A 23,348-nucleotide genomic window follows, 5' to 3' on the forward strand; every position below is an offset into this window, starting at 1 on the left:
GGATGCAGGTCATCCACGGATTTGTCGGGTCCTGAATCGAGGTTGTCATGAAGCTGTACGAATTGATCACGTTCACCGTGCGGGTGCGCACTGTCGCTCCTGCCATGGCTTGTCTGGAGCAACGCCTGGCCGCCGGTAACGCCGCAGCCAAACTGATCGGCTGCTGGGCGTCGGAAATCGGCCCGCTGAATCAGATCGCGGTGTTGCGTGGTTTTGTCGATGAAGCGTCTCGCCAGGCTGAGCGCGAACGTTATCTGTCGAGTGCCGACGCGTTTGGCATCGAGGCGTATCTGACGGACATGCGTGTGGAAAACTACACGCTGTTTCCCTTTATCCAGCCGCTGCCTGCCGGGCACCACGGGCCGTTCTACGAACTTCGCGTCTACGATCTCGTACCGTCGGGCCTGGCACCTACGCTCCAGGGCTGGGAAAAAGCCGTAGGGCCCAGAACCGGCGCGCAATACTCCCCGGTGTATGCCGCTTTCTACGCCACCGACGGTCAACTGCCGCGTTACCTGCACATCTGGCCTTACGCCTCGCTCGAACAGCGCCTGGACGTGCGCACCCGTGCCGTACACGACGGCGTCTGGCCGCCGGAAAATTCAGGCCCGCAACTGCGCGACATGCACTCGACGATCTACCTGCCGGCGAGCTTTTCACCGCTGCAATAAGCCCCGCTGACGGACACTGACGCGTTCCCCTGTAGGAGCCAGCAAGCCGGCTCCTACAGATCAAAGATCGGGCTTGCTGACGGTGTGTTCAAACACCCAGATAACGCTGGGACAACTCAGGTGTTGCCGCCAACTGCAGCGGCGTACCGTGCCAAACCTGTCGGCCCTTTTCGATGATGTGATGGCAGTCGACCACCCGGGCCATTTCCTTGAGGTTCTTGTCGATGACCAGAATTGTTTCGCCTTCGGCTTTCAAGCTCGCCAGGCAACTCCAGATGGTTTCGCGAATGATCGGCGCCAGGCCTTCGGTCGCCTCGTCGAGAATCAACAATTGTGGGTTGGTCAGCAGGGCGCGGGCGACCACCATCATCTGCTGTTCGCCACCGGAGAGGGTCTTCGACAACTGGTCCTGGCGTTCCTGCAGTCGTGGAAACAACTGGTAAATTCGCGCCAGGTCCCACTTGCCCCGGGTCGCGGTGGCCAGCAGGTTTTCCCGCACGCTCAGGCTGCCAAAACCGCGCCGGCCTTCGGGCACCAGTCCCAGTCCGGCCTGGGCAATGCGGTAGGGCGGGGCGCCGCGCATTTCCCGACCGTGAATCAAGACGCTGCCAGCGGTGGGCTTGAGCAGACCCATGATCGACTTGACCGTGGTGGTCTTGCCCATGCCATTACGCCCGATCAGCGACACAACCTGGCCCTGTTCGATCTTCAAGTGCATGTCAAACAGCACTTGGCTCAGGCCATAGCCGGCCTGCAATCCCGTCACTTCAAGCATGTTCTTCTCCCAGGTAGGCGGCACGTACTTGCGGGTCGTTGCGAATCTGTTCGACGCTGCCGGTCAGGATGGTCTGGCCATAGACCAGCACGGTAATGCGATCCGCCAGGGCGAACACGGCGTCCATGTCGTGTTCGACCAGCAGGATCGCGTAGCGACCCTTGAGTTCGAGCAACAATTGCGTCATGCGCGCCGATTCCTCCGCCCCCATGCCTGCCATCGGTTCGTCGAGCAACAGCACCGAAGCTTCCTGGGCCAGCGCCAGGGCGATTTCCAATTGCCGCCGTTCGCCATGGGACAACTCGCGCACCAGTGCCTGGCCACGTGCCGCGAGGCCGACGCGTTGCAGATAGTCCGCTGCCGGGCCCAGCAGGCGGGCGTCACTGCTCAGAGGTTTCCACATGCCGAAGGTCTTGCCCTCGCGGGCGGCGATGGCGACCGCGACGTTTTCCAGCAGGGTGAATTCCGGATACAGCTGGCTGACCTGAAAGGCGCGCGCCAGGCCGAGGCGCGGGCGTTGATGGGCGGGCACGGCGGTGATGTCCTGACCGTTGAGGAAAATCCGCCCCTTGTCCGGGCGTATCTCCCCGGCGATCTGCGAAATCAACGTCGACTTGCCGGCGCCATTGGGGCCGATGATGGCGTGCAATTCTCCCGGGGCGATATCGAAGCTTGCACCGTTGGTGGCCTTGACCGCGCCAAAGGTTTTTTCCAGATCCTGGATCGACAGTTGCGCGATCATGGGCGTACCTCGCTGTTGGCAATGGCGGGCGGAGCGTGTGGCACCGGGGGCTTGCGCCATTGCGGCCACGGACTGAGCAGCAGGCCGTACAGGCCTTTTTTGCCGAACAGCACCACGACCAGCAACAACGGACCGAAGATCAGCAGCCAGTGTTCGGTCCAGAGGCTCAACACCTGCTCCAGTCCCAGGTACACCGCAGCGCCGAGCACCGGTCCGAGCAGGGTGCCCACGCCGCCCAGAATGACCATCGCCATGAGTTCGCCGGACTTGTGCCAGGCGCCCATGTCGGGGCTGACGAACATCGCGTAATTGGCCCACAAAATCCCGGCCAGGCCACCCCCGACGCCGGCGATGACGAAGGCGCTCAGGCGGTAGCGCAACGGGTGCAAACCCAGGCTGATGCTGCGCCGTTCACTTTGCTTCAGGCCTCGCAATACATAGCCGAAGCGCGAGTTGACCAGCCGCCGACAGAACAGCAGCCAGGCCACCAGAAGCCCCAGACACAGGTAGTAGAACTGCACGGGGTTTTCCAGATCCACTCCCGGTAGCGTATTGCGCTGGTTGAGCAGGATGCCGTCGTCGCCGCCATACAACGACAGCGAACTGAGGAGGAAATACAGCATCTGGCCGAACGCCAACGTGATCATGATGAACTGCACACCGCTGGTACGCAGCGACAGATAGCCGACCACCAGGGCAAACAGCGCACAGACCAGCAGCGACAGCGGCCAGACGATCAGCGCACTGTCAGAGCCGTCCCAGCCCCACAACGGCATGGCCTGCGAGGTGTGGAAACCGATGACGCCGACCACGTAGCCGCCCAGGCCGAAGAACGCTGCATGACCGAAGCTGATCATCGCGCCATAGCCGATCAACAGGTCCAGGCTGGCGGCGGCCATGCCGTAGATCGCCAGACGCGTGAACAGGCTGACCAGAAAGGGTTCGTGCAACAACGACGCAAGCAGCGGCAGGAGGGCGAACGTCGCCAGGCAGAGCAGATCGATAAGAACTCGACGGGACATGGTGTTCTCCTCAGGCGCGGGCGGGCAACAGGCCGCGTGGACGGACCAGCAGCACGACGGCCATGACGATGTAGGCACTGGCGGAAATAAGCCCGCCACTCAAGGTGCCGCTGACTTCGGCAGGCAACAGTTGGTCGAGCAATTGCGGGATGTACGCTCGCCCGAGGCCGTCGACCATGCCGATCAGCAAGGCACCCGCGAGCGCGCCGCGCACTGAGCCGACACCGCCGACGACGATCACGACAAACGTGGTGATCAGGACTTTTTCGCCCATGCCGATTTCCACCGACAGCAGCGGGGCGGCCATGAAGCCGGCGAGCCCGCAGAGCACACAGCCGAAGACGAACACGAGGGTGTAGAGGCGCGCGATGTTCACGCCCAATGCACCGACCATCTCGTGATCGTCGGCCCCGGCACGTATCAGCATCCCCAGGCGGGTATGGTTGATCAGCAGCCACATGGCAATCGCCACCAAGGCCCCGGCAGCGATGAACAGCAGGCGGCTGACCGGGTACATCAAGCCCGGCAGGACTTCGACGAAGGTGCCATACCACTCGGGTGTCGGCATCGCCGGCGGGCTGCGACCGAACAGCACGGTGATCAACTCGTTGGTAAAAAACACCACGGCCAGGGTGGCCAGCACCTGGTCGAGGTGATCGCGGGTGTAGAGACGGCGCATGATGCTGGTTTCAATCAGCAGCCCGTACAGTGCGGAGCCAATCACCGCCGCCAGTCCGGCCAGCCAGAACGACCCGCTGAGCGAAGCGGTGTAGGCGGCACAGAACGCACCGACCATGTAGAAGGCGCCATGGGCCAGATTGATGACGCCCATGATGCCAAAGATCAGCGTCAGGCCGGAGGCGAGCAAAAACAGCAAGGCGCTGTATTGCAGGCCGTTCAGAATTTGTTCAAGTAACAGCATGCTGGGAAATCCTACGAAAAGTCCCTGTGGTGAGGGAGCTCGCTCCCGCTGGACTGCGCAGCAGTCCTTTCTTTAAAGCGCAAGAGCGGGGGGGGGGCGCTTCGCTCCCCAGCGGGAGCAAGCTCCCTTGCCACGGGGCTAGCGGATTAGAGGGCGCATTCAGCGGCGAAGCTGTCCACTTGCGACTTGGCGATCGTCTGCACCGGCACCTGAATCAGCTTGCCGTTGGCATCGGCTTCGACGCGCAGCAAGTACCAGTCGATGACCGCATGCTGGTTTTTGCCGAACGCGAAATCGCCACGGATCGAGTCGAATTTGACGTTGCGCAGTGCGTTTCGGAAGGCCTCGGGGTCTTTCATGTTGCCGCCCACACTCTTCATTGCTGCACCGATCAGACGCGCCGTGTCATAGGTCTGAGCGGCATATACCGTTGGCACGCGCTTGTATTTTTCGCTGAACGCTTTGACGAACGCCTGGTTGGCCGGATTTTTGGATTCAGGGTTCCACAGGGTCACGATGTTCATGCCTTTGGCGACATCGCCGGTGGCGGCGAGCATGCGTTCGTCCATGGAGAACACAGGCACGACCATCGGGATGGTTTTGCTCAGGCCCGAGCTGCCGTATTGCTTGGCGAAGTTGATGCCTGCACCGCCGGGGTGGAACTCGAAAATCGCATCCGGTGCCAGTGAACGCACCCGGGCCAGTTCGACCGAGAAATCCAGTTGGTTGAGCTTGGTGTAGATCTCGGTGACCTCACCTTTGTACGTGCGCTTGAAGCCTTCCAGTGCATCGCGTCCGCCCTGGTAGTTGGGGGCGAGGATGACCATTTTTTTGTAGCCCAGCTCGTTCGCCGCGACACCGGCCATTTCATGGATCGTGTCGTTCTGGTACGAGGCCACGAAGTAGTTGGGTTTGCACTGCTTGCCGGCCAGGCTCGAAGGGCCGGTGTTGTTGCTGATGTAGAAGCCGTCCTTGGTTGCCGTGTTGACCACCGCCGCCAGCACATTGGAAAAGATCACCCCGGTGTACAGCGAAATGCCGTCCAGGCTCATCCGGTCGATAATCTGCTTGGCGCGCGCCGGTTGCAGTCCGTCGTCCTCGACCAGCAGGTTGACGGGCACACCGCCGAGCTTGCCGTCCTCTTGGTCGATGGCCAGCTGGAAGCCATCGCGGGAGTCTTCGCCCAGATAACCGGCGGGGGTCGAGAGGGTGGTGATAAAACCGATGCGCACCGGGTCCTGGGCCTGGGCCAGCAGACTGGTCACGCAGCTGGCCGCCAGCAGTGTACCCACGAGTAGTTTTTTCATAGTGCCGCCTTTAATGAAGTCCGCATCGCGCGTGACGTAGTTGTTAGTTGAGGGCAGTAAAAAAGATCCGGGTGCCTGGAAATTTGTTGTGGCTGTGGGTTCCAGTGTCAGGTGTTGCTTTCGGTGAATTTCTCGTAGTACAGGCGCGTCTGGTCCAGCGCCTGGCCAGCCAGCCATTGCTTGATCGACTCGACCATCGGCGGCGGGCCGCAGAGGTACATGTCCAGGTCCTGATCGCGAAACTCGGCGAGGTCGAAATGCTCGGTGATGTAGCCGCGCTTCCCACTCCAGTCCGGGGTCGGATCGCTGATGACCGGGGTGAAGCGAAAATCGCGAATCCGCTCTGCGTAGGCCGTGATGCGCGCGGTTTCGCAAAGGTCGGCGGCGTTACGCACGCCGTAGTACAGATGCACCGGATGCCCGCACCCACCACGCTCCGCGAGTTCATCGAGCATGCCCAGGAACGCCGAGAGCCCGGTCCCACCCGCGACAAACACTAAAGGCTTGTCGACATGGCGCAGGTAAAAGGCACCGAGGGGCGCTTCGAGCATGATCTCGTCGCCGATCAGGCTGCGTTCGCGGATGTAATTGCTCATCAGCCCGTCGGGCAGCAACCGGATCAGGAACTGCAACTGGTTGCTGCCATTGGGGCGGTTGGCGAATGAGTAGGAGCGCTGGCCGTCTGTGCCCGGCACTTGCAGTCGAGCGTACTGGCCGGGCAAAAAGTCCAGCTGCTGGCCATCGGCTCCGGCGTCCAGATGCAGGATCGCGGTGTTCGGCGATACCTGTTCGACGGCTCGCACAATGCCCTTGAGCCGCGCCGGTCCCGGCGCATTGCACAGGCTGGAGGCGAAGTCGAAGTAGAACGCAGCATCGGATTGGACGCGGGTCTGGCAGGTCAGCATTTTGCGCTGGCGCAGATCGTCGGCCGACAGCGCTTCATCGTCGACATAGTCCTGACTGTACTGGCCCGACTCGCAGCGTCCCTGGCATGTCCCGCACACGCCTTCCCGGCAGTCGAGCGGGATATTGATGCCGTTGCGTAGCGCCGCATCGAGCAGGATTTCATTGTTCTGCACCGGGAAGAACAAGGTTTTGCCATCGGCAAAACTGAACGCGACCTTGTGACTCATGATCCAGATTTCCGCCAGTCAGAGGTGATAAAAATCGAGCACCGAGTTGATCGTGTCGTTGAGTAGCACCACATGCTTGCGGCTGATCTTCCAGCTCTCGCCATCGGGCCGCAGGCGGTAGGTGGCGCGACCGAAGAATTGCTCGGCGGTTTGCAAGCGGTAGTAAAGGGTGTGCCAGTTGACCCGCACCTCCAGCTCATCGTCGTCCAGTGGCGCAACCCGCACATTGCTGATCAGGTGCAGGGTGCGCGGCATCGGGATGGTCGACGCCGCCTTGCCGGTGCGAATACGGAACACCCGGTCTTCGAGGCCGCCACGATTGGGGTAGTAAATCAGCGACATGCCTTTTTTCGGGTCGGTGGTGTAGACATGCTCCGAGTCCCATTGCGGCAAGTGGAACTCGCTGTCGTCGCTGAACATCGACAAGTACGTATCCCAGTCCTGGGCGTCGCAGGCTTCGGCGTTGCGGTAGAAAAATTGCTCGATGCGGTATTGCAGTTGCGAATTCATGTTCACACCTCACGCAGTTTCAACGGTTGCTCTTCGGCGGCTTTGCGCGCCAGACCTTCGAGCATGAAGCGCTGCCAGTTGCCATGTTGATTGACGTAGAGGCCTTCATGGGTGAACTCGGTGCCGGTCAGCGCCGGTGAGATGCCAATGGTCTCGCTATTGGGCGTCGCCCCCTCGACCCATTTGCCCACGCCACGGGAAATGTCGCTCCAGCGCTCCAGACGTGCCTGGAAACCGCGTTGGGCTTCGCGAAATTCCACCAGGTCGTCGGGGGTGCCCATGCCGGACACGTTGAAGAAGTCTTCGAACTGACGAATGCGGTTTTCCCGATCGGCATCCGACTCGCCAACCACACCCAGGCAGAAGCTGTTGATCTCGGTCTTGTTCCAGGCGATCGGACGAATAATGCGCAGCTGCGAGCTGATCTGGTCGAGGAAGAACATGCTCGGGTAGATGTTCAGGTTGCGCAGCCGGTGCATCATCCATTCGGCCTTGCCCTGACCGTACTCCTCGAGCAGGCGCGGCATGATGGTGTTGTAACCGGGACGTACCGCCGGGTTGGGCATATCGCTGAACAGCACGCTGTGGCCGTTGTGGAAGGCGAACCAGCCGTCGTCGGTTTCCTTGTCGCCAGCGCCGAGCTTGCTGTAATCCAGGGTGTCCGCCCCGGCCAGGCCTTTCTCGGTGTTGACCTGCTGGCGATGCTGTACGGTGGCCACGTAGTTGTAGTGCACGGTGCTGACGTGATAGCCGTCCAGACCGTTTTCGTTCTGCAGTTTCCAGTTGCCGTCGTAGGTGTAGGCGGACTTGCCCGGCAGCACTTCCAGTTCACCGGTGGGCGACTGGGCGACCATCATGTCGAAGAACACCTTGGCGTCGCCGAGGAAGTCCTGCAGTGAGTCCGTCCCGTCTACATTGAGGCTGATAAACACGAACCCCTTGTAGCTTTCGATGCGGGCTTTTTTCAGGCCTCGGGTGGCTTTGTCGAAGCCTTCCGGATATTCACCTGGCGCCTTGACCTTGACCAGACGGCCATCGCTTTTGTAGCACCATGCATGGAACGGGCAGGTGAAGGTCGACTGGTTGCCCTTGCCGACGCGGGTCAGGGTGGTGCCCCGGTGCTGGCAGGCATTGATCAGTGCGTTGAGTTGGCCGTCGCCGTCGCGGGTGATGATCATCGGCTGACGCCCGGCGCGCAGGGTCATGAAGTCATGCTTGTTGGCGATTTCGCTTTCGTGGCAGGCGTAGATCCAGTTTTTCTCGAAGATCAGTTCCATTTCCAGATCAAACAAATCCGGCTCGGTAAACATATCCCGGGCAATTCGGAAGATGCCTTCCGCTGGCCGGAAGTCCAGGCAGCCTTCAATAAAACTTTTCCACTGTTCGACGCTTTTGGCACTGCTCATTAATCGATACCTCGTTGCATCGGGATAATTCGTGCGTTCAATAAGTTGTTCGTGCCTGCATTAAATAAGTTGCCCGCGGCGGGGTCTATCCGCTTTGTCGGCAAACACAGTCCATAAAATTGGCCAGTGCGCGTGGGTCCATAAATAGCGGGCTGGAGAGAGATTGATAAATCGAAGTAAACGGATATGAGTCTCGAATTAACAGGATAGAGACTCTGGCGCCAATGCTGCCTAATCGTTGTCGATGCGTATCGGCTGTCCCGCCGAACCGACATCAACCATAACGACTCACGCTGAATATTTTAATAAAGAAACAACTGCCAACGATTGGAGCGATCACTTTGGTCGCGCCGCTACTTGATGTGTTCGCACATTAAATAAGAGGGGATAAGTTATGTTTCAAGCGAGTTGGTTTACCCGTTGCGTTCAGACGGCCAGCCTGGCCGGAATAATTACACCGATGATGGCCCAGGCGGATTTCGTTGAGGACAGCCATTTGGCGCTGGGCTTGCGCAACTTTTACATCGACCGCGACTTCAAGGGCGAAAACCCGAAGAACTCCCGCGTCGGCAGCTGGAGCCAGGGCTTCGACCTGCGCTTCATCTCGGGCTACACCGAAGGGCCGCTGCAATTTGGCCTGGATGCTTCGATGCAATACGCCTACCGGCTCGACGGCGGTGGTGGCAGGGGGCCTGACAGCATCATTCCCTATAGCGTCAGCAAGCAAGAGCAAGCGACCGACTATGGCCGTGGCGGCTACACCGCGAAGGTGCGCTATTCCAAAACCGAATTGAAATACGGTGAGCATCGGCCAACACTGCCGGTGGCCTACACCGACGATTCGCGGCAACTGGTGACCACGTATCACGGCACCCTGATCGAGTCCAAAGAGGTGGACAAGCTGACGCTGACGGGCGGGCGCTTCACCGAAATCAGCGGTCGCGAATCCTCCAACAGCGAAAAAATGTACTTGTTTAACGGGCCGGATGTGCAGCGCCGCAGCGACGGTCTGAACTTCGGCGGTGCCAGCTACGCGTTCACGCCGGCGCTGACCGGGACCTATTTCTATGGTCAGCTGGAAGACATCTATCGCCAGCATTATCTGGGCGCAACCTATCTGGCAGACCTGGGCGGCGGTTACGCTCTGAAGACCGATTTGCGCTATTTCAATAACAAGGAAGATGGCGACGCACTGTACGGCCGCATCGATAACCGCTCCTACGGCGCCATGACCACGGTGCGCAAAGGTGCACACTCCTTTGGCCTGGGTTATCAGCGGATGCTCGGCGACAGCACGTTCCCGACCCTGAACGGTTACGCGCCGCAGCCTTACCTGGTGAACTGGTCCGCCATCGCTTTCGTCAAACCCAACGAAAAATCCTGGCAGGCACGCTATGACTTCGATTTCGCCGGTGTGGGTGTGCCGGGCTTGAAGCTGATGACGCGTTACATGCGCGGCACCGACATCGATCGCGGCGCCCTCAGCGACAACAGCGAATCGGAGCGCAACATCTACCTGTCCTACGTGGTTCAGGATGGCCCGCTGAAGAACCTTGGCGTCGAACTGCGCAACATCAACGTCAAGTTCCGACACGGTAATGACTTCGACGAAAACCGCCTGATCACCACCTACACCTGGAAATTCTGGTAAGCGATCAGCCTCACCCGAGGAAGATTTCGGGTTCTGCACTTCACCAATTCCAGGGGGTAACACCTGCCTGCTCATCTGGGCAGGTAATACCCAATCACGCCTGGTGATCAATGCATGCCGATTGTGCCGACCGGTGTGCCTCTGCTCTTTTTTGCAGCGCCATACCCGTGTTTATTGCGTGAGAAGGACGTCCAGGGGCATGGACGGTCCTGGCGATGCCCTGTCCCTATCCGATTAGTCGGTGAATGTTATCCATATATTTCGGCCGCCCCCCGGAGGTCGGCACGCGGCATGAAGATTGCTCTTCCTGACAGAGGCGTGCCGTTAGAGCGCGTTCATAAAACAGCCGTGGGTGCCCCGTGATGAGTACAAGACCTGATGTGCATGTTCGTGACATTCGTATCGAGCGTTATGACCTCAATGGTGCGCGACAGTGGATGGCCGGGATCTGTGGGCCCCATCTGCTCAAGACCAGCCATCCCGATCGCATTCAGTTTCATCACAGCGGCAATGTCCTCAAATCGATGTCCACTACTCTGGGGGTGATCGAGTACGGCACCGACGTCACAGTCGGCATCGAAGACGCCGAACACCTGAGCAGCTACAGCCTCAGTCTGCCCCTCGTCGGTGAGCAGCACTTGAGCAAGAGTGGCTGTCAGGTAACGTCTGATCGGGACTGCGCAATCATCGTGTCGCCTCACGAAAACCAGGAACTGACGATCAACGGTGATTGCCGCAAGGTCCAGGTCGTCATCACCCGCGCGGCCATGCGCAAATCCCTTGAAGACATGTTGCAGCGCCCCTTGGAAACCCCCTTGCGTTTCGAACCGTTGATGGACGCCGTCAACGGTTCTTCTGCCTCCTGGTGGCGCATGGCGCGCTACTTCATCAGCGAACTGGAGCGCAGCCGCGAGCTGTATGACCAGACGTTTTTCACCCGCGACATCGAGAGTTCGCTGATCAAGGGGTTGATCCTCGCCCAGCCGAACAACTACTCCGAAGAGTTGCGCGATGTGCTCGGCGTCAAGTTGCCGCACTACCTGATTCGAGCCAAGCAGTACATCCACGACAATGCCCGCGAAGCGCTGCACCTGGAAGACATCGAGGCGATTTCCGGTGTGTCGCGGTTCAAGCTGTTCGAAGGTTTCAAGAAATACTTCGGCATGTCGCCGATGGCGTATCTGAAGAAGCACCGGCTGGGGGCGGTGCGCCAGGAAATTCTCGAGGACAAGTCGGCGCGCAACATTTCGGTGATCGCCATGGGGTGGGGTTTCACCCACTTGGGACGGTTCTCCAGCGAGTATCGCAAGCTGTTCGACGAAACCCCGAGCACCACCCTGCAGCGTAACGAAGCTCGCCGAAGCCGGTCGATTTGAGCCATGGCCGGGCTATCGGTTCACCCAATGCCTGGCGCTGGCACGGGGCTTGATCTGTCGCGGTTGTGCCAGACACCGGTCTTCACCAGCCGCTCGCGGCAAGAAAGCCATCGGCTGCTCGCCCGTGAGCTGGTCGAACACGATCTGAGTTGGCGCAGCGGCCATGTCGACACGGCGTTTTTTCGCGCTGAAGTGGGGCGTTGCCAATTGTTTGTCTTGCGTTACGGCGCCGAGGTTGAGGTACGGCCACGGCCTTTTACCGATTTCGTCCTGATGCAGATGCCGTTGCGCGGGCGGGCGAGTATCGAGTGCGACGGGCTGGCGCTGGAGCTGGAGGCGGGCCAGGTGGCCGTGCTTTCGCCCAATCGACAGGCGCGACTGGTCTGGCACAGTGGCTGCGAACAGTTGCTGCTCAAGGTGCCGCGCTCATTGTTGAGGCTGATGCAGGAAAGGTTGGTGGAGGAAGGCGGGCTGGCCGCCGATTTCAGCTTGCCACCCGCTTACCGGCTCGACACCGGGCAGGCGCGTGGCTGGTTGCGCCTGGTCGATGATTTGCTTGAACAACTGGGGGCCAGCGCGGGTGAGCCGGTGCATGCGCACTGGTTGCGACATCTGGAAGAAAGCCTGCCGCTGTTCCTGCTGACCCATCCACCGAAAGTCGACGGGTCGCCGATGGCGGTCGTTGCGTCGCCGGCACAGCGCCATGCCTTGCGCCAGTTGCATAAGATCGAAGACTTGATGCGCAGTCGTCTGGGTGACCCGCTATCCCTGGGCGAACTGGCCGTTGCGGCGGGGATGAGCGAGCGCAGCCTCAACACCCTGTGCCAGCGCTGTTACGGACAAACGCCCATGGAGCGGTTGCGCAACCTGCGACTGGAAGCGGTGCGTGATCGTTTGATCGGTCGTTGCGACGTGAGCATTACCGAAGTCGCCCTGGAGCATGGCTTTGGCCACCTCGGTCGCTTCGCCCGTTACTACCGTGAACGCTTTGGCGAACTCCCGCATCAGACGGCTGCCGCCATGACCGGCTGAACACGCTGTTCATGGCAAATGGGACCTGCAGGCGACCTGATTGCAGGCTCGTCCGCGATCCATTGTGGGAGATTCTATGTTGCACCGCGACCGGGGACATTCAGGCTGGAGGTTGTGGGTTGTGTGCATATCCATTCCTGCGGTAACGGCGGCTATTGGTTTCGCCCTTACGGCGAGTCACTTGCAGAAGCGGTAAGTAACCAAGCGCTCTTGCCCCTTTCGTCCGGTGCCTCGCCTAGGCTCGGCATGCCCTCGCTGCGGTCCTGCTCCGTGGGGCAAGAATATCAAAGGCGCGCGAGGCGGCCTGAGAGCCGACCTGGCGGTGAGTTCGATCAGGCCATCGGCGCTGAACACCAATACCATGCCCAACAATAATCCAAATGTGGGAGCGAGCCTGCTCGCGAAGAGGGAGTGTCAGTCACCATAAATGTTGGCTGACACGACGCCTTCGCGAGCAGGCTCGCTCCCACGGGGATTGGTGCAAATTCAGTGCGTGTGCACAATCAAACAAGCGAAGCGCGCCCGCTTGATGCCACGGTCGGCCCGAAGGCCGCCGCGGTCAGATTTTGATCTTGGCGCCCCGTTAACCACGCTGGCCGAACGCAGGTATTGCGCAGCGGGGAAACCGGCAAGGATGCCGGTTTAGCCGCGCTGGGCCAGGGATGGCCCATCGCGGCGACCCGCGGAGCAATGCCTGCGTTCGGGCACACCGAGCCTAAGCGAGGTGCCAAGTGGTGGGGCAAGAGCGTTTGGGTTACTTTTGCGCTTTTCAAAAGTGACTCGCCGTAAGGGCGAAACCCGAAGCCGCCGTTACCGCAGCAACGGATATGTACCCGGTCAACAACATCCAGGTCGCCTGTCAGGCCGCCTTTGCGAGCAGGCTCGCTCCCACAAGGGGAGCGGTCTGTCCTGCAGAAAAGCGGTTCCGCGTTTTAAATGATCCATATCAGCAAGCCACGTGGCTTTACCGCTCGGCACTACCCGCCCATTTGCCCATCAGCGTATTGGACGGCCGTTGTTCGTCGAGCAGTTTCTTCGCCGTTTCGATACCGGCCACGGGCAGCCCGGTGGGGTCGAGCAGGCCGATCTGCACCAGAACGCTGGCCTGGTCCCAATAGATGTGTTCGTGACACAGCTTGTCGCCACGGAACTTGATGACCCCCAGCATGGGTATCTCGACGTATTGGCCCGTCGGTGCGACGTTGGGCAGCATCCAGTCGATTTCGCTGGTGTGGGTGAAACACATCACGAACTCGTCGACGATTTGCGAGGCGCCAACCGTGCGAGAGATGGGCACCAGCTTCATGTCCGGCGGATTGGCATGGACAAAATGGTGCTGGTAGAAACGGCTCAATTCGCGGTAGCCCACGCCACCGGTCATGGTCGGAATGTGGTTGACGTAAGGTTCGGCAACCATGGTCGCCATCGTCGCCGGGACATCGCGAACGGCAAACTCGAATTCGATGTGCTTGTCCCACAGCTCGGACAGATTGTAATGTGGGCCGATGGCCTGCTTGAGCGCTGCGATGCTGCGCTGATGGGCCATCAACGCGGCTGGCTTGTTGTAATGCATGCCACCGTTGCGGGCGAAGGCATGGTCGACGTCGGGGTAGGTGTAAATCTCGACGTTGCTGCGCCCGCCCAGGCGCTGGCTGATCTGTAGGCGGGCACTGGCATCGCAGTAGCCATCCTGTTCGGCGAAGTGCAGCACCAGGCGGCCTTTGATGTTGTCGGCTTCGTCGAGCAACTGTTCAATGCCCATGCCGTAATAGCCCACCGAGCAGGCGGCGTCGGTTCTCGTCGCCGTCAGGTAGGCCAGCTTGCCGCCCATGCAGAAACCCACATAGCCGAAACCGACATCCTCGACTTCGGGCAAATCGCTGAGCGCCCTGAAACTGGCGTCGATGTCATCGACAGCCTTGTCCACGTCCATGCGCTGAAACAACTCAATGGCACGGGCGAAGCCGGCTTCGGTGTAGCCCAGTTCTACGCCCGGTTCCAGTCGCCAGAACAGGTCCGGCACCAGGGCTACATAGCCTTCCTCGGCGTAAAAATCGGCCACTTCACGCATGTTGGCGTTGATGCCGAAAATTTCCTGGCCGATTACCACGCCGGGGCCTTTGCCGCTGGCGGGTAGCGCCAGGTAACCGGTGAAGCTGCCGCTGCCGTCGCTGGCTTTTACGGTGATCATCTTGCCCATGGTGTTACCTCGTTATCGACTCATCATCAGGTTTTATTGACGTTGTTCAATGGGGGCTGTCGAGCGATTCAGGCTGGTCACGCAAACGCTCGAACCACACGCGGGGCGAGAGGCCCTGATCGGGGCCGAGGATCGAGAAACCGCCGTCCACCGGAATGTCCACCCCGGTAATCCAGGACGCGCCATGGCTGCACAGAAAGGCGACCACCTGGCCAATCTCTTCGCCGCGGCCGACGCGCCCAAGCGGGTGAAAGGTCGCCCCTACACGGTCGGCCACTGCAAGGTCGCCGCCGCTGAGGTTCGCCACCGACGGCGACCAGGTCCAGGCCGGCGAGACACTGATGACCCGGATCGAATCCGGTGCCAGGCTCACCGCAAGGTTTCGGGTCAGCTGTAGCAGTCCGGCCTTGGACGCCGGGTACAGGGCCCGCCCGGCCGCGCCGAACTTACCGCCGGTGCTGCCAATGTTGATCACCGTGCCGCCTTCATTCATGTGTGGCGTGGCTTTCTGGACGAAAATTGCCGCCGACACCAGGTTGATGTTGAGAGTGTTCAACCATTGCTCGCGGTCTGACTGTAGCCCCTGATCGTCGTAGACACAGGCGTTATTGACCAGAATGTCGAGACGGCCGAAGGCGGCCAGCGTTGTGTCGATACAGTCGTCGATATCCTCGTCCAGTTCGACATTGCAGGCGACAAACCGACACCGCTCACCCAACTCACTGGCCAGTGCCGGCCCGGTGTCACGGTTGCGGCCGACCAGCATGACGCTGGCGCCGGCGTTTAACAGTTGGCGAGCAATGTCAGTCCCCAGGCCTTGGGTGCTGCCCGTGACAATCGCCACCTGACCTTGCAGGTTGGCAGTCGGAATGGACTTCATGGCATTGACTCCAGGGTGCTTGCGACATCCGTGACAGTGGCGATCAACCGCATGCTGTCCAGCGCCGCCAGATGTGTCGCGGGGCGGGCGGCGGCGCAGGCGTCGGCGAGCACCGTGACCTCGAAACCGCAATCGACGGCATGCCGTACCGTGCTTTCCACCACCGAGTGGGTGGCAACGCCGGCGATCAGCAACTGTCGCGTTTCGAGCTGACGCAACAGGGTGTCCAGCGGTGTGCCGTAAAACGCGTTGATGCGGTTATGAGTGACGACGAACTCGTTCGGGCCATCCAGCGGTTGCAACGCGTCATGGAACTGCGCGCCCCAAGTGCCTTCCTGGACGGCGCCACTGTCCGCGACGGCACGCAGGATCGGCGCGTTCTGCACCAGGTCGGCATAGTCCGGGCGGTACGCCACGCGCACATGAATGATCGGCCAGCCCCGTGCGCGGGCACCTTGCTGCAGCCTGATGGCGGCGTCCAGCACGGCGTCACGGGCCGGATCATCGGCTGCGAGCCCGACCCGGATGCGGCCGTCAGGATGCAAGACGTCGTTTTGGTAATGCAGGGCCAATACGGTCGGGCGCCCCATCAGACAAAGACCTCGAGGTTGGCGAACACATCGTTGCAGTTGATCAGGTCAACCCGCTTGAGCTGGATTTTCCAGCCGCCGCTGTCCTGACTGGCCAGCTTGTAGGTGTAGCGCCCGGCCAACTGGCGTTGTTCCAGACGCCATTCGCTGACCTGGAACGTCGCGCTCACCACCAGAAGTCCCTGGCTGTCGAGTCCTTCGACCATCACGTTGCCCACCAGATGAGCCGTGCGGGTCGGTGGTTGTTGCGACCAGTTGCGTGTGTTCTCTACCCGGCGGATGCGCACTGCGCGCAGCATGCGGTTTTCCCAGAACAGCGAAATGTGCTCGAACGGGTCGGCCTGCCCATGCAGGTGCGGCACCCAGTACATGCCTGCATCGGTAAACAGTTGATCCCACTCCCAGAAGCGGCGCTCATCCAGCAGGCGTGCTTCGCGATAGAGGAACTGCTCGATCTCGCGCAAGGTTTCGCTGGGTACCTGGGCCGGGGTCAGGGCGTGAGTCGAGACGTCGAAGGTGCGATCAAGCAGCATGGGTGCTCTCCTTGGCGATCAGGGTGGCGGTCATGTAGTGCTTCCAGGCGGCGAACTGGTTGCGCATCGGCAACTCGCTGGTGCCATTGGTCGAAACCGCGCCATCGGGCAGCAAGCGGTCGGTGCCGACATAACGATGCATGCTGATCCATTCACCGCCACGGGTCATGTTGCCCTCCTGACAGCGGGCATAGACTTCGACGTCGTCGGGCATGACGTTGGAGGAGGGCGAGTTGATGACGTTGGCGTACGTCAGCGCCCGGTCAAATACGGCATCCGGAGCGCCTTTGCAGCGAAACGTCTGGATTTCCACCAGGGTGCGGTCGACGGCCATCGGCCGGATCACCCGAAACTGCATGAACACCGTGTGGGGTGAGCCGCTGCCGTAGATCACGGTGTTGTGGCGATTCATCCCCATGATGCCTCGGGCGCGTTCTTCGCCGTAGGCATTGCTCAGGCATTCGAAGTGGGCCCTGGACACTTCGTCGCGCTCGGCGGCGGCCGGGTCGAAGATCGCTTCCATGTAGCCATGTCCATTGTTGTAGGCGCGCAGTTCGAGCTTCTCCCAGAAATAGTAAGGCTCGCCGTTGCCGTCCATGATCAGCAGTTCAAATGGCATTTCTCCCAAGGATTCGGCCTCGCTGCGGGCCGCGTCCACTGAGGATTCATGCGTGACGCGAGCGTGCATGGTGTCGTGGAGGTTTTCGTAGAAGACTTTCCAGTTGGAGCGCTGCATGACCCGAAAAATACCGCCAGCCACTTCGACTTCACCCACTGGCGAGCGATCGCAGAGGTTGTCGATGGACGTGATCACACCGCCGAGAAAGCTTTTCAGGTCGGGGCCATGATCGATCTGGCTGGCGAACACGAAGCCCCGATAGCTGTCGACCCGCGCCAGGCTCACCATTGAAAAGTCCGGGTGCCGGGGGTTAAAGCAAGTGCCTTCGAAGCCGTTCTTCAACGGTGCCGAAAGGTGCTGGCCGTCCAGCTTGAAGGTCCAGGCGTGGTAAGGGCAGCGGAAGAATTTGCCGACGTTGCCGTCGCCTTCGGCCACCAGCTTGGCGCCTTTGTGCGGGCAACGGTTGTAGAGCACATTGACGTTTTTATCGGCACCGCGAACCAGAATCACGTCCTGATCGCCGATGCGTGTGGTGTGGTAGTCACCGACGTTTTTGACCTGGCTTTCATGGCCGACGTAGATCCATGCCTGACCATAGATTCGCTGCATTTCCAGATCAAACAGTTGAGGGTCGGTGTAGACGCTTTTGTGCACGCTGTCGTCGCGGATCAATGCCGCGATCTGTTCGTTCGAGGGAATCATGATGTCTCCTTTAACCAGCCATAAAGAGGTGCGTGGCACAGCAACGCACTTACAAATCGAGCACCAGGCGAGCGCTGGAGGCGCGCGATACACAGGTGCAGAAACTGCCGTCAGCCCGTTCGCGCTCTGACAGACAAATATCGCGGTGGTCAGCGGCGCCTTCGAGCACCTGGGCCACGCACACCCCACAGTCACCCCGACGGCAATCGAACATCGGGTCCAGATCGGCTTCTATCATTGCGTCCAGCACGCTTTTGCCCGCGGCCACCTGAAGCGTTATTCCACTGCTGCGCAGCTCCACTTCAAAACCGCCTTCGGTCTCGGTGCCGAGGCTGCCGATGAACAATTCGCTGTGCAGTTGGCTGTCATCCCAGCCCAGTGCGCGAGCCGTTTGCAGCACGTTGCTGATCAATGACTTGGGGCCGCACACATACAGCTGACGTCCGCTGACGGGCGAGTCCAGCAGGCTGTTCAGGGGCAGGCGCCGCGCCGGATCGCCGCCGCTGATCCAGCATCGGGCGGTGCCGAGTGCCTGGACCTCTTCCAGATACGCCATGCGGTCAGCGTCGCGACCGGCATAGTGCAAAGTGAATGGCTGCTGCCTGGCCGCCAGCGAGCGGGCCATGCCAAGCATTGGGGTGATGCCTATCCCTCCCGCGATCAGCAGGTAATCACTGGCATTTGCCACCAATGGAAAATGGTTGTTGGGCGCACGTACCGTCAGTGGTTGACCGACTTGCACCTCGTGCATCCAGCGCGAACCACCGCTGCTCTGATCCTCCAGCTGCACCGCGATCTCGTAATGAGAGTGCTCAGGCAGGCTGACCAGCGAGTAAGCACGCCACATGGGTTTACTGCCGGGTATCAGCACTTCGATATGAGCCCCCGGGGTGAAACCGGGCAGGGTATGGCCGGCGTCAGCGACCAGGATCAGGCGACGAATGTGAGGCGTGAGCAGGTCGATCCTTTCGATACGCAAAGACAGGCTGGGCATGCACGATTCCTGAACGGGGCGAGCGCTGCTCGCCGTTGAAGTCGTACACACTGTAGGGAGGGGGGCTGGGGTGAAAAAGCCGATATCGGCAAGTCGATAGCCGCATTTTGCGTAAGTACGCGGGACTGGGTGTCAGGCAGTGAGCCAATCGTATGTGGGTGGCGGTGATGGGGCAATTCATGAGTGCCGCGGCGTTCACCGGGAGTGGATACTGCACGGAGCCATCCGCGGCACTGGGCAAGGCAATGCGGCTGTGATTATGTCGCCTGATTGAGAGCTGACGGGCAGCCATCGACCCAAAGCAGCCGATTGCAGATTATCCCCGGGCTGTTCACGCTCATACCTGATCCATAGCCTCGGCCACCCCCCGATCCTCCCCCAGGAACCCGCCGCTCTGATGGTGCCACAGCCGCGCATAGATGCCGTTCCTGGCGAGCAATTCGGTGTGGGTGCCTTGTTCGATGATGTGTCCATCATCCATGACAATAAGGCGATCCATCGCCGCAATTGTGGACAGCCGATGGGCGATGGCGATTACGGTTTTGCCCTGCATCATCTCATCGAGGCTTTCCTGAATGGCCACTTCGACTTCTGAATCCAGCGCGCTGGTAGCCTCGTCAAGTAACAGGATCGGGGCGTTTTTGAGCATCACTCGGGCAATCGCGACGCGCTGGCGCTGGCCGCCCGACAGCTTAATGCCGCGCTCGCCCACCAGGGTGTCGTAGCCGGTGTGACCTTGCCGGTCGCTCAGTTGGCTGATGAACTCATCGGCCTGGGCATTGGCTGCGGCACGGCGAATTTGTGCGTCGCTTGCATCGGGTCGGCCGTAGGCGATGTTGTCGCGAATGGAACGATGCAGCAGGGAAGTGTCCTGGGTGACCATGCCGATGGCGCTGCGCAGGCTGTCTTGCGTCACGTGCGCAATGTCTTGCCCGTCAATGCGAATCTGCCCGCTGTCGACATCATAGAAGCGCAGCAACAAATTGATGAGCGTGGATTTGCCCGCGCCGGAGCGGCCTACCAAGCCGATTTTTTCGCCCGGGCGAATGTTCAGGCTCAGGCCATCGAGCACCTGGCGTTCGCCACTATAGTTGAAGCTCACATTGTCGAAGGTTACTGCCCCGCCAGAGGTCACCAGCACGCCCGCGTCCGGCGCATCCTGCACCTTGGGGCCGCGGGTAAGTGTCGCCATGCCATCCTGCACGGTGCCGATGCTCTCGAACAGCGAGGTCATTTGCCACATGATCCAGTGCGACATGCCGTTGATGCGCAACGCCATGGCGGTAATCGCCGCCACGGCACCTGTGCCGACTTCGCCCAGGTGCCACAGCCAAAGTGCATATCCGCCTGCTGCCATGATCAACGCCACCACCAACGCCTGGTTGACGATTTCGAATTGACTGACCAGGCGCATCTGGCGAAAGCCGGTCTGCTTGAAATCTTCCATGGCCGCGCGCGCGAAGTGCGCTTCACGATTGGAATGGGAGAACAGTTTCACTGTCGTGATGTTGGTGTAGGCGTCTGAGATACGTCCGGTCATCGAGGAGCGCGCATGGGCCTGTTCCTGTCCGACTTTCCCCAAGCGGGGCACGAAGTAGAGCATGGCCAGGCCGAACAGCGCGATCCAGGCAACGAAAGGCAGCATCAGTTTCAGTGCGAAGCCGCCGGCCAGTGCGATGATCGCGATGAAATACACCCCGATTCCGGGTGCAATCTCGATAAGGGTGAACAGCACGTCGCGCACGGCCAGCGCCGTCTGCATCACCTTGGTGGTGACCCGGCCGGAGAACTCATCGGAAAAGAACGAAAGGCTTTGCCGCAGCATCAGGCGGTGGAAGTCCCAACGCAGCCGCAACGGCAGATTGATCGCCAATATCTGGTGCTGCACCATGGTACGCAACGCCACCAGCCCGATGCTGGTCAGCATTAAGATGCCCATGCCCCACAACACACGACTTTCCTGCGCAGCCGCATCACCACCGGCTTGCCAGGTCGACAGCAGATCCACGACCTGACCGAGGAAAGAAAACAGCCAGGCTTCATAGATCGACACACCGGCACTGAGCAGCGCAAACACGAGCATATAGCCGCGGGCGCCCCGTGTGCACGCCCAAAGGAACCGAGCCAGGCCTTCGGGTGGCGGTGGTACCTCGTCGGGCGGGAAGGGGTCGAGTCTTTGTTCAAATACGCGAAGCATGGTGGTCACCGAAACGATCAAGTTGAGGAGATTCTGCCATTTAAAGAGACCTTTGAGGGTTATGTGGAGTGGCGGCTATGGCTCTATCGGCATGTTGCCCTGGAAGTTGGGAGCGAGCTTTCAGTGAAGGTGTTCGGCGAAGTCCAATCGTTTTGAAGGATTAGTGGGTCGTTGGCTCTTTACCTTGCATACGGAAAAACATATATTCGGCAAACCGCATATGGGCAGAGGGTCACGAAATTCATGAGCGCATCAAGATGTTCGTCTGGGGCAAAAACAAACACTGAGAAAACGATATGGCTGACCATCTGACACCGACCACTGTTTTCAAATGCCTGGCCGACGACACTCGGGTCCGCACGATGATGCTCATCACCCGTGAAGGAGAGCTTTGTGTTTGCGAGCTGACCTGCGCGTTGAACGAGAGTCAGCCAAAAATCTCCAGGCATCTGGCGCAACTGCGTACTTGCGGCCTGTTGTCGGACCGTCGGCAAGGGCAATGGGTGTATTACCGACTGCACCCCAATCTCCCTGACTGGGTTCATCAAATACTGACCACCGTGCTGGAAAGCAACAAGCACTGGTTGAGCCCTGATGCCAAACGCCTTGATGAAATGGGTGACCGTCCTGAACGGGCAGCCGTGTGCTGTGAAAGCAAAATCGCCTGATTCCGCCTTCGACTACGAGATCGCTCGATGAAAATCCTGTTCCTCTGCCCTGCCAATAGCTGTCGCAGCGTCCTTTGTGAAGTGCCGGTGCAGATCTCCCTGGTTGGCGTTGCCCTCTGGCTGAAACGCCGCTGGTTCGATGAACCCAAGAGCGCCGTTGCGCAGGACAAAGACTATGTTTGATGATCACATCCCCCAACTCGATACTGAATGGGTCGAACTCCCATCGACTGACAAGTTGGGCATCGAGAAGACCTCCATCCACAAACTGCGCATTCTGCTGCTGTACGGATCGACCCGTGAGCGCTCCTTCAGTCGCCTGCTGGTAGAGGAAGCCGCTCGATTGCTGGAACACTTCGGCGCCGAGGCGCGGATTTTCAATCCGTCAGGCTTGCCGCTGCCAGATGACGCACCCGACGATCACCCACGTGTGAAGGAACTGCGCGACCTGATGTTGTGGTCCGAGGGGCAAGTCTGGTGCTCTCCAGAACGTCACGGTTCCATGAGCGCAGTGTTCAAAGCGCAGATCGACTGGGTGCCACTGGCGATGGGCGCGGTACGCCCGACCCAGGGCAAAACCCTCGCCGTCATGCAGGTGTGTGGAGGCTCGCAATCGTTCAACGTGGTCAATCAGCTGCGAGTGCTGGGGCGGTGGATGCGCATGTTCACCATCCCCAACCAATCCTCCGTACCGAAGGCCTACATGGAATTTGATGACAACGGCCGAATGAAACCTTCTCCGTTCTACGACCGTGTCGTTGATGTGATGGAAGAGCTGGTGAAATTCACGCTGCTGCTTCGCGACCGTCAGGACTATCTGGTTGATCGTTATTCCGAGCGCAAAGAGTCAGCGGAAGAACTCATGAAACGTGTCAATCAGCGCTCCATCTGAGGACTTTTCACCGTGCAACAACACCCTTATTCCGTACTGCCTCTGGCACAGTTCAATGGCCAATTGATCTTCACCCCGTGCCCAGGCACAAAGGGCACCCGACCATTCGAGGCGTTGCAAACCCTTAAGGATGCAGGTGCATCGGCGTTGCTGACGCTGATGCCGACCGAGGAGTTGCTTCAGACCGAGATCGACCTGCTGCCCGAAGAGTGCCAAATGCTCGGCATCGAGTGGTTTCACCTGCCCATAGAAGATGATCAAGCGCCTGGCGAAGCCTTCAAAGCCGCATGGGCTCAACACCATCCGCGTCTAAAGCAATTGCTGACCGAAGGGAAAACCATCGCCATCCATTGCAAGGGCGGCTCGGGCCGTACCGGTTTGGTCGCCGCTCAACTGTTGATCGAAAGCGGTGTGCCCTTCAGCGATGCCATCCGCGATGTTCAGTCGTTGCGTCCACGCGCCATTCAGCATCCTGCCCATATTGAATACATCGGCCAGTTCGACCCTCAGTCGAACTCCCTCTGAC

The 23,348-nt window shown here is 60.0% G+C and carries 23 protein-coding genes; 8 read left to right on the plus strand and 15 right to left on the minus strand.

What is annotated here, in order from left to right; genetic code table 11:
- Positions 1-47 precede the first annotated feature (47 nt).
- Positions 48-671 carry an NIPSNAP family protein gene (locus F8N62_RS18100; protein ID WP_150711947.1) on the plus strand — a complete coding sequence of 208 codons (624 nt, stop codon included), beginning with the start codon at positions 48-50 and terminating at the stop codon, positions 669-671.
- 88 nt (positions 672-759) lie between these two features.
- Here the strand turns inward: F8N62_RS18100 and F8N62_RS18105 are convergent, their stop codons facing one another.
- From F8N62_RS18105 to antA, 8 genes are all read right to left on the minus strand, one after another.
- Positions 760-1,446, minus strand: a complete 687-nt coding sequence (locus tag F8N62_RS18105; protein ID WP_150711948.1) for an ABC transporter ATP-binding protein — start codon at positions 1,444-1,446, stop codon at positions 760-762.
- The gene (locus F8N62_RS18110; RefSeq protein WP_150711949.1) at positions 1,439-2,188 is read right to left on the minus strand and encodes an ABC transporter ATP-binding protein; all 750 of its coding nucleotides are present in this window, start codon (positions 2,186-2,188) and stop codon (positions 1,439-1,441) included. The genes F8N62_RS18105 and F8N62_RS18110 overlap by 8 nt, the downstream gene beginning before the upstream one ends.
- Positions 2,185-3,210: a branched-chain amino acid ABC transporter permease gene (locus tag F8N62_RS18115; RefSeq protein ID WP_150711950.1), complete on the minus strand. Its 1,026-nt coding sequence runs from the start codon at positions 3,208-3,210 to the stop codon at positions 2,185-2,187. The genes F8N62_RS18110 and F8N62_RS18115 overlap by 4 nt, the downstream gene beginning before the upstream one ends.
- A 10-nt stretch (positions 3,211-3,220) precedes the next feature.
- Positions 3,221-4,132, minus strand: coding sequence for a branched-chain amino acid ABC transporter permease (locus F8N62_RS18120; protein WP_129444802.1), 912 nt, complete (start codon positions 4,130-4,132; stop codon positions 3,221-3,223).
- Positions 4,133-4,278: 146 nt separating this feature from the next.
- Complete coding sequence (locus F8N62_RS18125) at positions 4,279-5,439, minus strand: ABC transporter substrate-binding protein (protein WP_150711951.1); 1,161 nt, start codon at positions 5,437-5,439, stop codon at positions 4,279-4,281.
- Between the two features lie 107 nt (positions 5,440-5,546).
- The gene (gene antC, locus F8N62_RS18130; protein WP_150711952.1) at positions 5,547-6,572 is read right to left on the minus strand and encodes an anthranilate 1,2-dioxygenase electron transfer component AntC; all 1,026 of its coding nucleotides are present in this window, start codon (positions 6,570-6,572) and stop codon (positions 5,547-5,549) included.
- An 18-nt stretch (positions 6,573-6,590) separates the two neighbouring features.
- Positions 6,591-7,082: an anthranilate 1,2-dioxygenase small subunit gene (gene antB / locus F8N62_RS18135; protein ID WP_150711953.1), complete on the minus strand. Its 492-nt coding sequence runs from the start codon at positions 7,080-7,082 to the stop codon at positions 6,591-6,593.
- 2 nt (positions 7,083-7,084) lie between these two features.
- Positions 7,085-8,488, minus strand: coding sequence for an anthranilate 1,2-dioxygenase large subunit (antA, locus tag F8N62_RS18140; RefSeq protein ID WP_150711954.1), 1,404 nt, complete (start codon positions 8,486-8,488; stop codon positions 7,085-7,087).
- Positions 8,489-8,882: 394 nt separating this feature from the next.
- Between antA and F8N62_RS18145 the strand changes: the two genes are divergently transcribed.
- From F8N62_RS18145 to F8N62_RS18155, 3 genes are all read left to right on the plus strand, one after another.
- Positions 8,883-10,139: an OprD family porin gene (locus F8N62_RS18145; protein WP_150711955.1), complete on the plus strand. Its 1,257-nt coding sequence runs from the start codon at positions 8,883-8,885 to the stop codon at positions 10,137-10,139.
- Positions 10,140-10,501: 362 nt separating this feature from the next.
- Positions 10,502-11,515, plus strand: a complete 1,014-nt coding sequence (locus F8N62_RS18150) for an AraC family transcriptional regulator (RefSeq protein ID WP_191632399.1) — start codon at positions 10,502-10,504, stop codon at positions 11,513-11,515.
- Between the two features lie 3 nt (positions 11,516-11,518).
- Positions 11,519-12,547: an AraC family transcriptional regulator gene (locus F8N62_RS18155; protein WP_224791383.1), complete on the plus strand. Its 1,029-nt coding sequence runs from the start codon at positions 11,519-11,521 to the stop codon at positions 12,545-12,547.
- A 964-nt stretch (positions 12,548-13,511) separates the two neighbouring features.
- On the opposite strand, the gene F8N62_RS18160 is transcribed toward F8N62_RS18155, so the two are convergent.
- The 7 genes from F8N62_RS18160 to F8N62_RS18190 form a co-directional block, all read right to left on the minus strand.
- The gene (locus F8N62_RS18160) at positions 13,512-14,747 is read right to left on the minus strand and encodes a dienelactone hydrolase family protein (protein ID WP_150711956.1); all 1,236 of its coding nucleotides are present in this window, start codon (positions 14,745-14,747) and stop codon (positions 13,512-13,514) included.
- Positions 14,748-14,793: 46 nt separating this feature from the next.
- Complete coding sequence (locus F8N62_RS18165; protein WP_150711957.1) at positions 14,794-15,627, minus strand: SDR family oxidoreductase; 834 nt, start codon at positions 15,625-15,627, stop codon at positions 14,794-14,796.
- Positions 15,624-16,217: a cysteine hydrolase family protein gene (locus tag F8N62_RS18170; protein ID WP_150711958.1), complete on the minus strand. Its 594-nt coding sequence runs from the start codon at positions 16,215-16,217 to the stop codon at positions 15,624-15,626. Before F8N62_RS18170 ends, F8N62_RS18165 begins: the two co-directional genes overlap by 4 nt.
- On the minus strand, positions 16,217-16,750 hold the full coding sequence (locus F8N62_RS18175) for an aromatic-ring-hydroxylating dioxygenase subunit beta (protein WP_150711959.1): 534 nt from the start codon (positions 16,748-16,750) through the stop codon (positions 16,217-16,219). The genes F8N62_RS18170 and F8N62_RS18175 overlap by 1 nt, the downstream gene beginning before the upstream one ends.
- Entirely contained in the window at positions 16,740-18,071 is a 1,332-nt protein-coding gene (locus F8N62_RS18180) for an aromatic ring-hydroxylating dioxygenase subunit alpha (protein ID WP_150711960.1), read from the minus strand. Before F8N62_RS18180 ends, F8N62_RS18175 begins: the two co-directional genes overlap by 11 nt.
- Positions 18,072-18,120: 49 nt before the next feature.
- Positions 18,121-19,065: a PDR/VanB family oxidoreductase gene (locus F8N62_RS18185; RefSeq protein WP_150711961.1), complete on the minus strand. Its 945-nt coding sequence runs from the start codon at positions 19,063-19,065 to the stop codon at positions 18,121-18,123.
- 337 nt (positions 19,066-19,402) lie between these two features.
- Positions 19,403-21,262, minus strand: coding sequence for an ABC transporter ATP-binding protein (locus F8N62_RS18190; protein ID WP_150712000.1), 1,860 nt, complete (start codon positions 21,260-21,262; stop codon positions 19,403-19,405).
- A gap of 296 nt (positions 21,263-21,558) precedes the next feature.
- Here F8N62_RS18190 and F8N62_RS18195 point away from each other — a divergent pair, with 296 nt between their 5' ends.
- The 4 genes from F8N62_RS18195 to F8N62_RS18210 are packed head-to-tail and all read left to right on the plus strand — an operon-like array spanning position 21,559 to position 23,347.
- A complete protein-coding gene (locus F8N62_RS18195) occupies positions 21,559-21,930 on the plus strand; it encodes a metalloregulator ArsR/SmtB family transcription factor (RefSeq protein WP_150711962.1) in 372 nt (123 codons plus the stop codon).
- 27 nt (positions 21,931-21,957) lie between these two features.
- On the plus strand, positions 21,958-22,113 hold the full coding sequence (locus F8N62_RS18200; RefSeq protein ID WP_224791384.1) for a hypothetical protein: 156 nt from the start codon (positions 21,958-21,960) through the stop codon (positions 22,111-22,113).
- Positions 22,106-22,822 carry an arsenical resistance protein ArsH gene (arsH, locus tag F8N62_RS18205; protein ID WP_150711963.1) on the plus strand — a complete coding sequence of 239 codons (717 nt, stop codon included), beginning with the start codon at positions 22,106-22,108 and terminating at the stop codon, positions 22,820-22,822. The genes F8N62_RS18200 and arsH overlap by 8 nt, the downstream gene beginning before the upstream one ends.
- Positions 22,823-22,834: 12 nt before the next feature.
- Positions 22,835-23,347 carry a cyclin-dependent kinase inhibitor 3 family protein gene (locus F8N62_RS18210; protein WP_150711964.1) on the plus strand — a complete coding sequence of 171 codons (513 nt, stop codon included), beginning with the start codon at positions 22,835-22,837 and terminating at the stop codon, positions 23,345-23,347.
- The last annotated feature ends 1 nt before the right edge of the window (position 23,348 follow it).

Source organism: Pseudomonas fluorescens (assembly GCF_902497785.1).
In the GTDB taxonomy this organism is placed as follows: domain Bacteria; phylum Pseudomonadota; class Gammaproteobacteria; order Pseudomonadales; family Pseudomonadaceae; genus Aquipseudomonas; species Aquipseudomonas fluorescens_BO.

Coding starts and splice junctions, on each gene's coding strand:
- F8N62_RS18100 (WP_150711947.1), top strand. CDS start 48: ATGAAGCTGTACGAATTGATCACGTTCACCGTGCGGGTGCGCACTGTC.
- F8N62_RS18105 (WP_150711948.1), bottom strand. CDS start 1,446: ATGCTTGAAGTGACGGGATTGCAGGCCGGCTATGGCCTGAGCCAAGTG.
- F8N62_RS18110 (WP_150711949.1), bottom strand. CDS start 2,188: ATGATCGCGCAACTGTCGATCCAGGATCTGGAAAAAACCTTTGGCGCG.
- F8N62_RS18115 (WP_150711950.1), bottom strand. CDS start 3,210: ATGTCCCGTCGAGTTCTTATCGATCTGCTCTGCCTGGCGACGTTCGCC.
- F8N62_RS18120 (WP_129444802.1), bottom strand. CDS start 4,132: ATGCTGTTACTTGAACAAATTCTGAACGGCCTGCAATACAGCGCCTTG.
- F8N62_RS18125 (WP_150711951.1), bottom strand. CDS start 5,439: ATGAAAAAACTACTCGTGGGTACACTGCTGGCGGCCAGCTGCGTGACC.
- antC (WP_150711952.1), bottom strand. CDS start 6,572: ATGAGTCACAAGGTCGCGTTCAGTTTTGCCGATGGCAAAACCTTGTTC.
- antB (WP_150711953.1), bottom strand. CDS start 7,082: ATGAATTCGCAACTGCAATACCGCATCGAGCAATTTTTCTACCGCAAC.
- antA (WP_150711954.1), bottom strand. CDS start 8,488: ATGAGCAGTGCCAAAAGCGTCGAACAGTGGAAAAGTTTTATTGAAGGC.
- F8N62_RS18145 (WP_150711955.1), top strand. CDS start 8,883: ATGTTTCAAGCGAGTTGGTTTACCCGTTGCGTTCAGACGGCCAGCCTG.
- F8N62_RS18150 (WP_191632399.1), top strand. CDS start 10,502: ATGAGTACAAGACCTGATGTGCATGTTCGTGACATTCGTATCGAGCGT.
- F8N62_RS18155 (WP_224791383.1), top strand. CDS start 11,519: ATGGCCGGGCTATCGGTTCACCCAATGCCTGGCGCTGGCACGGGGCTT.
- F8N62_RS18160 (WP_150711956.1), bottom strand. CDS start 14,747: ATGGGCAAGATGATCACCGTAAAAGCCAGCGACGGCAGCGGCAGCTTC.
- F8N62_RS18165 (WP_150711957.1), bottom strand. CDS start 15,627: ATGAAGTCCATTCCGACTGCCAACCTGCAAGGTCAGGTGGCGATTGTC.
- F8N62_RS18170 (WP_150711958.1), bottom strand. CDS start 16,217: ATGGGGCGCCCGACCGTATTGGCCCTGCATTACCAAAACGACGTCTTG.
- F8N62_RS18175 (WP_150711959.1), bottom strand. CDS start 16,750: ATGCTGCTTGATCGCACCTTCGACGTCTCGACTCACGCCCTGACCCCG.
- F8N62_RS18180 (WP_150711960.1), bottom strand. CDS start 18,071: ATGATTCCCTCGAACGAACAGATCGCGGCATTGATCCGCGACGACAGC.
- F8N62_RS18185 (WP_150711961.1), bottom strand. CDS start 19,065: ATGCCCAGCCTGTCTTTGCGTATCGAAAGGATCGACCTGCTCACGCCT.
- F8N62_RS18190 (WP_150712000.1), bottom strand. CDS start 21,262: ATGCTTCGCGTATTTGAACAAAGACTCGACCCCTTCCCGCCCGACGAG.
- F8N62_RS18195 (WP_150711962.1), top strand. CDS start 21,559: ATGGCTGACCATCTGACACCGACCACTGTTTTCAAATGCCTGGCCGAC.
- F8N62_RS18200 (WP_224791384.1), top strand. CDS start 21,958: ATGAAAATCCTGTTCCTCTGCCCTGCCAATAGCTGTCGCAGCGTCCTT.
- arsH (WP_150711963.1), top strand. CDS start 22,106: ATGTTTGATGATCACATCCCCCAACTCGATACTGAATGGGTCGAACTC.